The sequence below is a fragment of the Streptomyces sp. AP-93 genome (genome assembly GCF_022808175.1).
In the GTDB taxonomy this organism is placed as follows: domain Bacteria; phylum Actinomycetota; class Actinomycetes; order Streptomycetales; family Streptomycetaceae; genus Streptomyces.
Genome location: NZ_JALGBX010000024.1, coordinates 21,086 through 35,606 on the forward strand (window position 1 = coordinate 21,086; position 14,521 = coordinate 35,606).

The following is a 14,521-nucleotide window of genomic DNA, read 5'->3' on the forward strand; positions in this document are numbered from 1 at the left end:
CTGGCTGAGCGCCGCTCCTGGGGCTCAGCCCCAGACCCCGCTCCTCAAACGCCGGAGGGGCTGGATTTGCCCTGGTGCGCTGCGCGGGCAATGGATTTGCCCTGCGGGCAACCCAGCCGCTCCGATCCGCACAGTGCGCTGCGCGCACGTGCAGGCCCACGTCGGCCAAAATCCAGCCCCACCGGCGTTTGAGGCGCGGGGGTCCGGGGGCAGTGCCCCCGGCAACGGCGCCGCGCCGACTACTCCGGCTTGAGCACGAACGAGGTTCGCGCCACCGGCATGCCGGGGGACTTGACCTCGACCACGTACGTGTCCGCCGCCGCCACCCCCGCCGGAGGCGACTGGCACTGGGTCGCCTCGCTGAAGTGGCGGTCCCACTCCAGGGCTTGCTTGGTCTCGCCCTGCGAGGGCACGCGGTAGAAGACGTTGCCCGCGCCCTCCGGGCAGTCCGCCGAGGACCAGACCGGCTTGGCGTTGCTGGCCTGAGTAATCGTCAGCACCGCCTGCTTCGGGCCGAGATCGACCTTGCAGGTCGTGCCCGAGACATTGCGCGCGACGAGTTCGAGGCGCGGCTTCTCGCTCGCCTCGTACTCGTTCTTCACGCTCTTGACCTCCCACTGCAGCGCACCGGGCGCGCACGTGGGCACCGGCGAGTCCCCCGGGACGATCTGGCCCGCACCGGAAGCACCCGAACCGCCGGAGCCGTTCGTCCCGCCCTGGTCCGCGGCGCCGGGCTCGGCGCCCGGTTCGCCGTTCTTGCCGGTGCCGGGGCTGGCACCGGGATCGGAGCCCGTGCCGGTGCCGGCGCTCGCGCCGGAGCCGCCGGAGCCACCGGAGCCGCCCGAGCCCGACTCCCCGCGCCCGCCCGGGGCCTGACTGATCGCCGGGCCGGAGCCCGAGGGCCCCGGGGTGATCTGGGTGACGGGACCGGAGCCGCCCTGACCCTTGCCGTTGGTACTCGACTTGCCCGCACCGGAACTGACGGTCCATACGGCGAGCATCGCGAGGAGCGCGGCAACGGACGCCAGCACGGCCCTCCGTCGCCAGTAGATGGAGGAGGGGAGCGGCCCGACCGGATTGCGCAGAGATCCCACGGACGGAACCTTACGAGAGTTCCCGGCACGATCAGTGCCCCACATGCCGCGCACTCGGCTTGTTTTGCCGATGATCATCCTGCGGGGTGATCCGGGGCGCCGGAAATCGGCCGGGAGGCTGATGAGGACGTTATTCCGATTTAGGTACCTTCAGTCACCATGGACAGCTCCGGCCTCTACCTCGACGTCACCGATTTCGCCCACTCGACCCCCGCCTGGGTGCAATCGGCGTTCGAGTTCTGGACCGAGTACGGGCTGCTCGTCTTCGGCGCCCTCTTCATAGCCGTGTGGTGGCGATCACGCGGCGCCCGCGACCCCCGCACGGTGGCCCTCGCGGTGCTCGCCCCCTTCGTCACCGCCCTGGCCTACGTCGCCTCCGAGCTGGTGAAGTCCAGCGTCGACGAGGAGCGCCCCTGCCGGGCCGTGGCCGGAGCCGCGGCCTCGCTGATCACGTGCCCGCCCACCGGCGACTGGTCCTTCCCCAGCAATCACGCCGCCATCGCGGGCGCCGCGGCCGTGGCTCTGGCGCTCGCCGCCCGCACGCTGGTGCTGCTGACCCTTCCGCTGGCCCTCCTGATGGCCTTCTCCCGCGTCTTCGTCGGCGTCCACTACCCGCACGACGTGGCCATGGGCCTGCTGCTGGGCGCGAGCCTGGCCGCGCTCGCCGTCCTCGCGCTCGCAGGCCCGGCGACCAGGGTCGTCGCCGCCGTACGGACGAGCGGCGGCCGCACGGCCGTCCTGATCACCGGCCCGGACCCCGCCCGCTGACATCCGCGCCGCCCGGGCCAGGCAAGATCCGAAAGAGACGGCCTGGGCGCCGGGGATCGACACGGCACCCCGCGGGCCCGAAACGTGCCAGGATGCCGTCTGCCATGACTGCAACCATTCCCGCCACCGCGCTGCACTCCCCCGTCATCGCGTGGTTCGAAGCACACGCCCGTGACCTGCCCTGGCGCCGCCCCGAGGCCGGCCCCTGGGGGGTGATGGTCAGCGAGTTCATGCTCCAGCAGACCCCCGTCAACAGGGTGCTGCCGGTCTACGAGCAGTGGCTCGCCCGCTGGCCCCGGCCCGCCGACCTCGCCGCCGACGCCCCGGGCGAGGCCGTCCGCGCCTGGGGCCGCCTCGGTTACCCGCGCCGGGCCCTGCGCCTGCACGGCGCGGCCGTCGCCATAACGGAGCGGCACGGGGGCGACGTACCGCGCGAGCACGCGCAGTTGCTGGCCCTGCCCGGGATCGGGGAGTACACGGCGGCCGCCGTGGCCTCCTTCGCGTACGGGCAGCGGCACGCGGTCCTCGACACCAACGTGCGCCGGGTCTTCGCGCGCACCGCGACCGGGGTCGAGTACCCGCCGAACGCCACGACCGCCGCCGAACGCCGTCTGGCGCGGGCCCTGCTGCCTGAGGACGAGGACACCGCGGCCCGCTGGGCGGCGGCCTCCATGGAGCTCGGGGCGCTGGTGTGCACGGCCAAGAGCCCGGACTGCGGGAGCTGTCCGGTGGCGGGGCTGTGCGCGTGGCGGCTGGCCGGGAAACCCGCTCACGAGGGACCTCCGCGGCGCGGGCAGACGTACGCCGGGACGGACCGGCAGGTGCGCGGCAGACTCCTCGCGGTGCTGCGCGAGGCGGTCGGCGCCGTGCCGCATTCCCTCCTCGACACCGTCTGGGAGGAGCCCGTGCAGCGGGCCCGCGCGCTCGACGGGCTGGTGTCGGACGGGCTCGTGGAGCCGCTGCCCGGACTCATGTACCGGCTTCCGGCCGCCCCCGCGAAGGCCGCCACCGACACCGCGTCCAACACCCCCTGAAGCTGACTCAGGAATTCCGCTTGTCCGGAGAAACCGCAGCTCACGGGCGCTGTTACACAACCTATGGGTGTCCGTGCGCCCACCGAAGGCTGACCCGCACAGGGCCGTGACAACGCCTCCGTACCGTCGAATCCGTAAGGCAGCGGATGAGCGGTTGGTCGGAACGGAGGCGGTCTGAGATGGCGCACGGCGAGGTACTCGAATTCGAAGAGTACGTACGCACCCGGCAGGACGCGCTGCTGCGCAGTGCCCGTCGCCTGGTTCCGGACCCGACCGACGCACAGGACCTCCTGCAGACCGCGCTCGTCCGCACCTACGGCCGCTGGGACGGCATCGCCGACAAGTCCCTCGCCGACGCCTACCTGCGCCGTGTCATGATCAACACCCGCACCGAATGGTGGCGGGCCCGCAAGCTCGACGAGGTTCCCACCGAGCAGCTCCCCGACGCCTCCGTCGAGGACGGCTCGGACCAGCGCGCCGACCGCGCCCTGCTCATGGACATCCTCAAGGTGCTCGCGCCCAAGCAGCGCAGTGTGGTGGTGCTGCGACACTGGGAGCAGATGAGCACCGAGGAGACGGCCGCGGCGCTCGGCATGTCGGCGGGAACCGTGAAGAGCACTCTGCACCGCGCGCTGGCCCGCCTCCGGCAGGAACTGGAGAACCGGGATCTGGACATGCGCGCGCTGGAGCGTGGGGACCACACCATCCGGTACGAGGGGCGTGAGCGGTGCGCGGCCTGATTGGCCAAAGACTGAGCGGCAAGAGCTCGGTGGTACTGATGTCGGCGGGGACGGTCGTCCTCGTCGGCACCGTGCTGTTCGCGGTCGGATGCTCGACGGGGGGCACGGGGCTGCGGGACGGCGGCCCGGCCCGTACCGAGTCGGTGGCCAAGACCGGACCACCCTCCTCGGCGCCGTCCCAGCACGACGCGGACAGCGCCGCTCCCCTCACCCCCCAGGCCTCCGGCAAGCCGTCGGCCAAGGTCGACCCGATCGCCCTGATCAAGGCGGACCCCAAGGTCAGCGCCGAGATCAAGCGGGACCTGAAGCCCTGCTCCGGCAAGGAGTACCCGGTGGACGTCAGCTACGGGAAGGTCACCGGCGGCCCGGCGGTCGACATCGTGGTCAACGTCCTGTCCTGCGCCGACGCGCTGGGCCGCGGTTCGTTCGTGTACCGCGCGGACGGGAGCTCGTACGAGAATGTGTTCTCGGACGAGCAGCCGCCCGTCTACGCCGAGATCGACCGGGGCGACCTGATCGTCACCAAGCCGGTCTACGGGAAGAGCGACGCGCTCTCCTATCCCTCGGGCGAGGACCTGATCACGTACCGCTGGAACGGGGAGCGGTTCACCGAGCAGGACCGGGTGCACACCGACTACAGCAGCGTGGTCGACGGCGGGACTGCCCCCGCCCCGGCCGTCAGCCCGAAGAACTGAGCACCCGAAAGACCGAAGCACCGAGTACCGAGGCGAGGCGAGGCTCCCGATGGCCGAGACCCATGTGCTGTTCGTGGAGGACGACGACGTCATCCGTGAGGCCACGACCCTGGCGCTGGAACGCGACGGGTTCGTGGTCACGGCCATGCCCGACGGGCTGTCCGGCCTGGAGTCCTTCCGGGCGGACCGGCCCGACATCGCGCTGCTCGACGTGATGGTGCCGGGGATGGACGGCGTGAGCCTGTGCCGCCGCATCCGCGACGAGTCCACCGTTCCCGTCATCATGCTGTCGGCGCGCGCCGACAGCATCGACGTGGTGCTGGGCCTGGAGGCGGGCGCCGACGACTACGTCACCAAGCCCTTCGACGGCTCCGTCCTCGTCGCCCGCATCCGCGCGGTGCTGCGCCGCTTCGGCCACGCCGGCGGCCCGCAGGGCGGGGGGTCCGAGGACGACGCCTCCGGCGAGCGCGGGGTGCTGCTCTTCGGCGACCTGGAGGTCGACACCGAAGGCATGGAGGTGCGCAAGGCGGGTACCTCGGTGGCCCTGACCCCCACCGAGATGCGGCTGCTGCTGGAGTTCTCCACCTCCCCCGGCACCGTGCTCTCGCGCGACCGGCTGCTGGAGCGGGTCTGGGACTACGACTGGGGCGGCGACACCCGCGTCGTGGACGTCCACGTCCAGCGGCTGCGCACCAAGATCGGACAGGACCGGATCGAAACGGTCCGGGGATTCGGATACAAGCTCAAGGCCTGATGCCTTGAGAGGAACGAGCACGGGGGACGAGCGCGGGAATGAAAGCTGAATGAAGCGGTTCACCCTGCGGACCGGGATCCGCTGGAAGATCACGCTCGCCATCGCGTCCGTGGGCGCGCTGACCGCCATCGCACTGAGCCTGGTGGTGCACAGCGCTGCCCGCGTCTCGATGCTGGAGAGTGCGCGCGAGGTGCAGCTCGACCGGGTGCAGTTCATCTCCCGCAACGCCGAGGCCGGCCGCAAGCCCCCCATGGGCGCCAAGCTCAACGACCCGGACCTGCCCGGTGAGCTGCGCGAGAAGGCGCGGTCGGGACGGCGCGGCACCTACATCCAGGACAACCCGCGCGGGCTCCCCGAGGTGTGGGCGGCCGTACCGCTCGGCAACGGGCAGGTGCTGTCGCTGCACACGCAGTTCCGGGAGAGCGCCAACATGGTGCGCGACCTGGACCGGGCCCTGGTCGTCGGCTCCCTGGCGGTGGTGGTCGGCGGCTCCGCGCTCGGCGTGCTGATCGGCGGCCAGATCTCGCGCCGGCTGCGCAAGGCCGCGGCAGCCGCGCAGCGGGTGGCGCACGGGGATCCCGGCGTACGGGTGCGGGACGCGGTCGGGGGCGTCGTACGCGACGAGACCGACGACCTCGCGCGGGCGGTCGACGCGATGGCGGACGCGCTCCAGCAGCGGCTGGAGGCGGAGCGGCGGGTGACCGCCGATATCGCGCACGAGCTGCGCACACCGGTGACGGGCCTGCTCACGGCCGCGGAACTGCTGCCGCCGGGCCGGCCGACCGAGCTCGTACGGGACCGCGCGCAGGCGCTGCGTGCGCTGGTCGAGGACGTGCTGGAGGTGGCCCGGCTGGACAGCGCGTCCGAGCGGGCCGAGCTCCAGGAGGTGGCGCTGGGCGAGTTCGTGCACCGCCGGGTCAGCTCGCTGATGCCGGAGGCGAGCGTACGGATCGTCGCGGACGAGATCGTCAGCACCGACCCGCGCCGCCTCGAGCGGATCCTCGGCAACCTCCTCGCGAACGCCGCGCGGTACGGGCGGGCGCCGGTCCAGGTCGATGTCGAAGGCCGGGTCGTACGGGTCCGGGACCACGGGCCGGGCTTCCCCGAAGCCCTGCTCAAGGAGGGCCCGAGCCGGTTCCGGACCGGGTCGACGGACCGGGCCGGGGTGGGGCACGGGCTGGGGCTGACCATCGCGGAGGGGCAGGCGCGGGTGCTGGGCGCCCGGCTGACGTTCCGCAACGTGGCGGGGCCCGGCGGCTCCGTCCACGGCGGCGCGGCGGCGGGGGCGGTGGCGGTGCTGTGGCTGCCGGAGCACGCGCCGACGGCGACGGGGAGCTTCCCGACCGTCCGCCGGGAGGACTGAGCGGTTCCGGGCGGGGGGAAGGGGGGACCGGACCGGCCCGGGCGGGGGGACCGGACCGGCCCGGGGCCGGCCTCCGTACCGCCCGCGATCGGTATCGGTGTCGTATCGCGACCCTCGGCTGTTCGATCGCGGACGCCGATGTTTTAGCATCCGAACCATGACTGACGGTACGGATCGCCCGCACAGCCCCCAGCCCGAGCCCGCCCCGGAGAGCGGTGGCTACGGGTTCCCGCCGGGGATACCCGCGCCGGGCGGCTACGGGTTCCCGCCGGGCCGGCCCGAACAGCACGACCAGACCGCGTCGGGCGACGACCACGGCTCCGGCTCCGGCTCCCCGCAGGGCGGTGGCTACGGCTACCCGCAGGGCGGTGGTGGCTACGGCTATCCGCAGGGCGGCGGCTACGGCTACCCGCCGAGCCCGCCCGAGGCCGGCGTCTTCGGCCCCCCGATGCCGTTCCCCGAGGAGCCCGGCCCGCACGGACCGGGCCCGCACGGACCCGGCCCGGACCTGCCGCCCGTGGCCTTCGGCGAGCAGCCCGACTGGCAGGCGTTGGCCGACCGGACGGCCTCGGAGCGGCGCAGGAAGCGGCTGTGGATGGTGGGCGGAGCGGTGACCCTCGTCCTGCTGCTCGCCGGCGGCGGAACGTTCTTCCTGCTGCGGGACGGCAAGCCGGGCACGAACGACGTGGCCGACAACGCCCCCTCCACGTCCGCGTCCCCGTCGGGGTCGCCCGGCCCCGACAACTCCCCGTCGAAGAGCTACTCCCCCACCGTGTCGAGCGACGTCTCCCTGCTCAGGGACAGCGTCGGCAGCACCAGCATCCGCATGGGCCCCGATGCCTCGGTGCCCAAGGCGAAGACGCGCTACGAGCTGACCTTCAGGGGCACTCCGAACTCGTACGCCCAGGCCACCGAGCAGGGCGTGGACCCGACCAAGAGCTTCACCCTCGCGGCCCGCGTCAAGAACAACTCCACGGCCAAGGGCCCGCACGTCGTGATGAGCCAGGGCACCGGGGATTCGTTCGCCCTGGAGCTCGGCGCCGACGAGGTGAACGGCTCGCAGGCCTGGGTGTTCCGCGTACGGACCAACGAGAAGGGCGCCACGCCCACGATCGTGACGGTCGCCGCCGAGGGGAAGAAGACGGTCAAGAACTGGACGATGCTGACGGCCGTCCACGACGCCGAAAAGAAGATGATCTCCCTCTACGTGGAGGGCGAGAAGGCCGGCGAGGCCCCGATCCCGGGGATCGGGAAGAGCACCGGCCCCCTGAACCTCGGCCGGGCCCGCCACCAGGACGCGTGGGCCGGCGCGTTCAAGGGCGCGATGAACGACATCCGGATCTACGAATCGGCCTTCACGGCCGAGCAGGCCGCCGCCTACCGCAAGGGGGAGCTGGATCCCGCGGGCCGCGCGAGCGCGACCCACGCCTGGGTGATCGGCTGATCAGATGGTGACGCCGACCGTGCGCAGGAAGGACACCGGGTTCACGGCCGAGCCGTAGTTCGGGGTGGTCCGGATCTCGAAGTGGAGGTGCGGGCCGCTCGAATTGCCGGTGTTGCCGGAGAGGGCGATCTGCTCGCCCTTGGTGACCTTCTCGCCGATCTTGACCTGGATCTTCGAGAGGTGCGCGTACTGCGAGTACGTGTTGTTCGCGTGCTTGATCACGATGGCGTTGCCGTAGGCCGGGCCGTCGCCGCCGCCGTTGGGGCCGGCCTTGACCACGGTGCCCGCCGAGACGGCATCGACCGGGGTGCCGACCGGGACGGCGAAGTCCTGGCCGGAGTGCTTGTGCGACCACATGCTGCCGCCCTTGCCGAAGGTCGCGGAGAGCGTGTACTTCGACACCGGCTTCTCCCACAGGGGGGCCGCGGCCGGCTTCGCGGCGACGGCCGCGGCCTGGGCGGCGGCCTGCTCGGAGACCAGCTGGACGGTACCGGTCAGCTCGGCCTGGGGCACCTCGTCGGCGAAGGCGGCGGTCGTTCCGGCACCGAGGGCCAGGGCGGCACCGAGGGCGGTGGCGCCGATGGCTATACGGGTACGACGGATGCTGACGCGCTTCGCGGACATGAAGGAAACCTCCGGGCCGGGGACGGGGAGAGTGCTGCGGGCAAGAAAGGACCCGGCACGCTGAGCAGGTGCCGGGCTTGCTTGCTCATCCTTGGTAACCCGGGCACCCCGGCTTCCCCAAACCTCCCCGTTACTACCCGGGCTCGTAGGTGAGGAGGGGGCTGTCAGCCCTGTTGACCGCCCCACCACTGGGCCGGCGGTGGGGCAAATCGGACATGGATCTCTACGAATGTTCCTAGTAGGTCCGATTTGCCCTGTGCGGCTTGTCACCGGCTCGGGACCTCTGCCGACCCCGGCCGGGACCAAAGTCCTGCGACCGGCGTCACAGGGGAGCTACGCTCCGCCCGGTGGACGCATCCGTGGTGGGGATCCGGCTGGCCTCGGGGGTCGTGACCCCCCTCGTGAAGAAGCTCTTCCGCGGGGAGGGAGCGGGCGCCGGCCTCGTCGACCGGCCCGTGCGGATCTCGTCGTACGTCTCCCTGCGCGAGCAGCGCGTGCTGTCCCGGGACGACCTGCGCCGGCTCGCCGACAAGCTGGTCGAGGAGGCCTTACGCGCCCCCGGCGAGCGGCCCCTGCCGCCGGGCGAAGAGGTGGGCGTGGCCACGGCGCTGGCCGTCACCCTGTACTCCCTCGGAGACCTCGCCCTGGAGGACGCCCAGGCGGTCGAGATGGGTGCGCGCGCCTTCGCCGCCGAACTGCGCAAGGCCGCGCCGGCCACGGGCCTGGGGCGGGACGCGGAGCTCTTCCACGACCGGCTGCTGGAGACGACCTGCCTGCACGTCCTGCACTTCTTCACGACCCGCTCCACCTACATCCCGGCGGCCCTGGTCGGGCAGGCCCACCGCCAGGCCGAGACGATCGCCAAGATCGACGCCCTGCTCGCCCGGATCCCCCGCCAGGACGGCCGGGACGCGGAGTTCGAGGCGAGGTACCTGCAGTACCTGGTCAAGCGGCACAGCACCCTGACGATCTTCGGGCTCGACCTGCCGCCCGGCTCGGCGCGCTGGCCGCTGGAGGCGGCGTACGTGAGCCTGGAGGCGGTCTCCCGTCCCCGGCAGGCGGGAGGCACCGGCCGGGGCGGCCCCGACGGCGGCGCCCCGGTCCCGGCGCAACAGGCCCATGCCTTCCTCACGGGCGACGAAGTGCTGGGGTACATGCCCCGCGCGCTGCTGCGCGGCGAGGCCGGCTCCGGCAAGACCACCCTGATCAAGTGGCTCGCCGTCTCCGCCTCCCGGGACCTGGCCGACGCCGTCCCGTACGTACTGCCCCTGCGGACGCTGACCCGGCACGGGGAGCGGCTGCCCGCCGCCAAGGACTTCCTGGCCGCCACAGCGCTCAGTGGGCAGTCGCCGGAGGGTTGGGAGGACCGGGTCCTGAGCGCGGGGCGCGGCCTGATCCTGATCGACGGCATCGACGAGATCCCGGAGGGCGAGCGGGCCCTCGCCCGTGGCTGGCTCACCGATCTGCTCGCCGCCTACCCCGGCAACCGCTGGCTGGTCACCTCCCGCCCCTCGGCCGTCCGGCAGGACTGGCTCGCCGACGAGGAGTTCACCGAGGTGGCCCTCGTCCCCATGAGCCGGGCCGATGTGGCAGCCTTCGTCACCCGCTGGCACCGTGCGGCCGAGGCCGGTGAGGAGCTCCGCAACCAGCTGCTGGCCTCCCTGGCCGCCAAACCGGAGCTGGCCCGGCTCGCCACCAGCCCGCTGCTGTGCGGGCTGATCTGCGCCCTGCACCGCGAGCGCCGGGGCTTCCTGCCCGCGGGCCGCAAGGAGCTCTACACGGCCGCCCTGTCGATGATGCTGCACGGCCGCGACCGGGAGCGGGAGCTGCGCCTGACCCTGCTGGCCGAGGAGCCGCAGCTCCAGCTCCTGCAACGGCTCGCGTACTGGCTCATCCGCAACGGCCGCACCGAGATCGGCTGGGACCGGGCCACCGCACTGATCGCCGACGCACTGCCCGCCGTACCGGCCGCGCAGGCGTTGGGTGACGCCGAGGCCGTCCTGCGGCACTTCCTGGAGCGGACCGGCCTCCTGCGAGCCCCCACGGAGGACACCCTGGAGTTCATCCACCGCACCTTCCAGGACTTCCTGGGGGCCCGGGCGGCCCTGGACGAGGGCAGCCTCGGCGAACTGACCCGGCAGGCGGACGACGACCAGTGGGAGGACGTCATCCGCATGGCCGTCGCCCAGGGCCGCCCCCGCGACCGGGCGGCGATCATCGGCGACCTGCTGGTCCGCGGCTCCGACCGGGCCGTGCTGCTCGCCCTCGCCTCCCTGGAGTACGCCGCGGAGCTGGAGCCCGAGCTGCGCGAGGACGTCCGGACGGCCGCCCAGCGGCTCATACCGCCCGTGAACAAGGACGCGGCCGACATGCTCGGCCGGATCGGGCCGCTCATCCTGGACCTGCTGCCCCCCGGCGAGGACGCTCACGGCGACAGTGCCGCCCTGTCGGTGACCGCGGCCGTGGAGACGGGGGCCGAGGAGGCCCTCGGCTACCTCGCCGGATACTGCCGGCATAGCGACGAACGGGTCCGGGAAGCACTGGTCCGGGGATGGAGGAGGTTCGACGCCCACCTGTACGCCGCCCAGGTGCTCGCCCACATGGAACCGCCGCCCGACCACGTCGTCGTCGACTCCGAAGCCCGGCTGGCCGCGCTGACCTCCTTCACCGGCCCGCCCGGCCTGTTCTTCGGCCGCGACGTCGGCAGGGAGGCCCTGGCGGGCTTCCTGGCCCGCCAGCCGGTGTCGGGGCTGACCCTGTGGAGCTTCGACGGCGGGACCGACGCGGAGTTCCTGCGCGGGCACACCTCGCTGCGGCGGCTCCAGATCAACGGCTGGCCGGAGCTGGCCGACCTGAGCCCCCTGTACGGGCTGCCCGTGGAGGAGGTCTCCCTCTACCTGGGAAACTCCACCCCGCTCGGCCCGGCCATCGCGAGCTGGCCCCGGCTGCGCATGCTCGTCCTGACCGGCAGCAACGGCCCCTGGTCCTTCCGGGACTTCTCCGGGGAGTGCCGGCCGGAGCGCCTCGAACTGACCGGTGTCGCCCCGGACCTGGCCGGCCTGGGACGCCTGCGGAGCCTGCGGGTCCTGGCACTGGGCTTCGACTGGCGGCCCTCCGGGGCGGCCGCGTGGACGGAGCTCTCGGCCCTGCGGGATCTGGAGGTCATCGAGCTGCACCCCGACGTGCTGGAGGGCCTCGCCGAGTTCGCGGACCTGCCCTCACTGCGGGAGGTGCGCTACTACGACGACGACAAGGAGCTCGATCCGGAGGTCGAGGAGCGGGTGCTCCGCCGCTTCCCGCGGGCGCGGATGCACTTCCTCGCCGCGATGTACGACATCTGACCGCCCGCCGCCCACGGCGAAGGGGCGGCCCCGGAACCTCTCGGTCCCGGGGCCGCCCCTTCGTACCGCTGTGAGCGGCTAGCGCTTACGCACCCTTGGTGAGGTCCGGGCCGGAGCCCGTCGCCTCGATGGGGGGAAGGTCCGAGATCGGAGTCTTCTCCTCACCGCGGAAGGTGAACTTGGCTTCGTCGCCCTCACCCTCCTTGCCGACGACCACGATGTGACCGGGGCGCAGCTCGCCGAAGAGGATCTTCTCCGACAGGATGTCCTCGATCTCGCGCTGGATCGTGCGGCGCAGCGGGCGGGCACCCATGATCGGGTCGTAGCCCTTCTTGGCCAGCAGTGCCTTCGCGTCCGCGCTGAGCTCGATGCCCATGTCGCGGTCCTTCAGGCGGTCGTCCACCTTGGCGATCATCAGGTCGACGATCTGGACGATGTCTTCCTCGGTGAGCTGGTGGAAGACGACCGTGTCGTCGACACGGTTGAGGAACTCGGGCCGGAAGTGCTGCTTGAGCTCTTCGTTGACCTTCGCCTTCATCCGGTCGTATCCGGTCTTGGTGTCTCCCTGGGCCGCGAAGCCGAGGTTGAAGCCCTTCGAGATGTCCCGCGTACCCAGGTTGGTCGTCATGATGATGACCGTGTTCTTGAAGTCCACGACCCGGCCCTGGGAGTCGGTCAGGCGACCGTCTTCCAGGATCTGGAGAAGGGAATTGAAGATATCCGGGTGCGCCTTCTCGACCTCGTCGAAGAGGACGACGGAGAACGGCTTCCGGCGGACCTTCTCGGTCAGCTGGCCGCCCTCTTCGTAGCCCACGTAGCCGGGGGGCGAACCGAAGAGACGGGAAACCGTGTGCTTCTCGCTGAACTCCGACATGTCGAGGGAGATCAGCGCGTCCTCGTCGCCGAAGAGGAATTCGGCGAGCGTCTTGGAGAGCTCGGTCTTACCGACACCGGACGGACCGGCGAAGATGAACGAGCCGCCGGGGCGCTTCGGGTCCTTCAGACCCGCACGGGTACGGCGGATCGCCTGGGAGAGCGCCTTGATGGCGTCCTTCTGGCCGATGACGCGACGGTGGAGCTCGTCCTCCATGCGCAGGAGCCGCGAGGACTCCTCCTCGGTCAGCTTGAACACCGGAATGCCGGTCGCGGTCGCCAGGACTTCGGCGATGAGCTCGCCGTCGACCTCGGCGACGACGTCCATGTCGCCGGCCTTCCATTCCTTCTCGCGCTTGGCCTTCGCCGCCAGCAGCTGCTTCTCCGAATCACGGAGGGAAGCCGCCTTCTCGAAGTCCTGGGAGTCGATGGCCGACTCCTTGTCGCGACGCACGTTCGCGATCTTCTCGTCGAACTCGCGGAGGTCCGGCGGCGCGGTCATCCGGCGGATGCGCATCCGGGAGCCGGCCTCGTCGATCAGGTCGATCGCCTTGTCCGGGAGGAAGCGGTCCGAGATGTACCGGTCGGCCAGGGTGGCCGCCTGCACGAGGGCCTCGTCCGTGATGGAGACGCGGTGGTGGGCCTCGTAGCGGTCGCGCAGGCCCTTGAGGATCTCGATGGTGTGCTGGAGGGAAGGCTCCGCCACCTGGATCGGCTGGAAGCGCCGCTCGAGAGCGGCGTCCTTCTCAAGGTGCTTGCGGTACTCGTCCAGCGTCGTGGCACCGATGGTCTGGAGCTCACCACGGGCCAGCATGGGCTTCAGGATGCTGGCGGCGTCGATCGCGCCCTCGGCGGCACCCGCACCCACGAGGGTGTGGAGCTCGTCGATGAACAGGATGATGTCGCCGCGGGTGCGGATCTCCTTGAGCACCTTCTTGAGGCGCTCTTCGAAGTCACCGCGGTAGCGGGAACCGGCGACCAGGGCACCCAGGTCAAGCGTGTAGAGGTGCTTGTCCTTGAGGGTCTCGGGGACCTCGCCCTTGACGATCGCCTGGGCCAGGCCCTCGACGACGGCGGTCTTGCCGACGCCGGGCTCGCCGATGAGGACCGGGTTGTTCTTGGTCCGGCGGGACAGCACCTGCATGACCCGCTCGATCTCCTTCTCGCGCCCGATGACCGGGTCGAGCTTGGATTCGCGGGCAGCCTGCGTGAGGTTGCGGCCGAACTGGTCCAGGACGAGCGAGGTCGAGGGCGTGCCCTCGGCCGGGCCGCCGGCCGTGGCCGACTCCTTGCCTCCGCCGGAGTAGCCGGAGAGCAGCTGGATGACCTGCTGCCGGACTCGGTTGAGATCGGCGCCCAGCTTCACCAGGACCTGGGCGGCGACGCCCTCGCCCTCGCGAATGAGGCCGAGCAGGATGTGCTCGGTGCCGATGTAGTTGTGGCCGAGCTGGAGGGCCTCTCGGAGCGAAAGCTCCAGGACCTTCTTCGCCCGCGGGGTGAAGGGGATGTGGCCGGAAGGGGCCTGCTGCCCCTGTCCGATGATCTCCTCAACCTGCTGGCGAACAGCCTCGAGCGAAATCCCGAGGCTCTCCAAGGCCTTAGCGGCGACACCCTCACCCTCGTGGATCAAGCCCAGGAGGATGTGCTCGGTGCCGATGTAGTTGTGGTTGAGCATCCGGGCTTCTTCCTGAGCCAGGACGACAACCCGCCGCGCGCGGTCGGTGAACCTCTCGAACATCGTTTATCGCTCCTCAGAGCGGTCGGGCAGTTCGGGGTCGGTCCCCGCCCTGT

At 71.5% G+C, this 14,521-nt stretch carries 11 protein-coding genes; 8 read left to right on the plus strand and 3 right to left on the minus strand.

Features of this window, described 5'->3' with window-relative positions; translation table 11 throughout:
* Nucleotides 1–239: 239 nt before the first annotated feature.
* A complete protein-coding gene (locus MTF69_RS32215) occupies nt 240–1,094 on the minus strand; it encodes a hypothetical protein (protein ID WP_243339767.1) in 855 nt (284 codons plus the stop codon).
* A gap of 159 nt (nt 1,095–1,253) precedes the next feature.
* Here MTF69_RS32215 and MTF69_RS32220 point away from each other — a divergent pair, with 159 nt between their 5' ends.
* From MTF69_RS32220 to MTF69_RS32250, 7 genes are all read left to right on the plus strand, one after another.
* Nucleotides 1,254–1,862, plus strand: a complete 609-nt coding sequence (locus tag MTF69_RS32220) for a phosphatase PAP2 family protein (RefSeq protein WP_243339768.1) — start codon at nt 1,254–1,256, stop codon at nt 1,860–1,862.
* A gap of 104 nt (nt 1,863–1,966) precedes the next feature.
* Nucleotides 1,967–2,896, plus strand: a complete 930-nt coding sequence (locus MTF69_RS32225; protein ID WP_243339769.1) for an A/G-specific adenine glycosylase — start codon at nt 1,967–1,969, stop codon at nt 2,894–2,896.
* Nucleotides 2,897–3,075: 179 nt separating this feature from the next.
* The gene (locus MTF69_RS32230) at nt 3,076–3,636 is read left to right on the plus strand and encodes a SigE family RNA polymerase sigma factor (RefSeq protein WP_243339770.1); all 561 of its coding nucleotides are present in this window, start codon (nt 3,076–3,078) and stop codon (nt 3,634–3,636) included.
* 38 nt (nt 3,637–3,674) lie between these two features.
* The gene (locus tag MTF69_RS32235) at nt 3,675–4,331 is read left to right on the plus strand and encodes a hypothetical protein (RefSeq protein ID WP_243339898.1); all 657 of its coding nucleotides are present in this window, start codon (nt 3,675–3,677) and stop codon (nt 4,329–4,331) included.
* Between the two features lie 49 nt (nt 4,332–4,380).
* Entirely contained in the window at nt 4,381–5,085 is a 705-nt protein-coding gene (gene cseB, locus MTF69_RS32240) for a two-component system response regulator CseB (protein ID WP_243339771.1), read from the plus strand.
* Nucleotides 5,086–5,134: 49 nt separating this feature from the next.
* On the plus strand, nt 5,135–6,448 hold the full coding sequence (gene cseC, locus MTF69_RS32245; protein ID WP_243339772.1) for a two-component system sensor histidine kinase CseC: 1,314 nt from the start codon (nt 5,135–5,137) through the stop codon (nt 6,446–6,448).
* A 157-nt stretch (nt 6,449–6,605) separates the two neighbouring features.
* Nucleotides 6,606–7,892, plus strand: a complete 1,287-nt coding sequence (locus MTF69_RS32250; protein ID WP_243339773.1) for a LamG domain-containing protein — start codon at nt 6,606–6,608, stop codon at nt 7,890–7,892.
* Here the strand turns inward: MTF69_RS32250 and MTF69_RS32255 are convergent, their stop codons facing one another.
* Nucleotides 7,893–8,516, minus strand: coding sequence for a M23 family metallopeptidase (locus tag MTF69_RS32255; protein WP_243339774.1), 624 nt, complete (start codon nt 8,514–8,516; stop codon nt 7,893–7,895).
* Between the two features lie 347 nt (nt 8,517–8,863).
* On the opposite strand from MTF69_RS32255, the gene MTF69_RS32260 reads away from it, so the two are divergent.
* A complete protein-coding gene (locus MTF69_RS32260; RefSeq protein ID WP_243339775.1) occupies nt 8,864–11,857 on the plus strand; it encodes an NACHT domain-containing NTPase in 2,994 nt (997 codons plus the stop codon).
* Between the two features lie 85 nt (nt 11,858–11,942).
* Here the strand turns inward: MTF69_RS32260 and MTF69_RS32265 are convergent, their stop codons facing one another.
* Entirely contained in the window at nt 11,943–14,468 is a 2,526-nt protein-coding gene (locus MTF69_RS32265) for an ATP-dependent Clp protease ATP-binding subunit (RefSeq protein ID WP_243339776.1), read from the minus strand.
* Between the last annotated feature and the right edge of the window lie 53 nt (nt 14,469–14,521).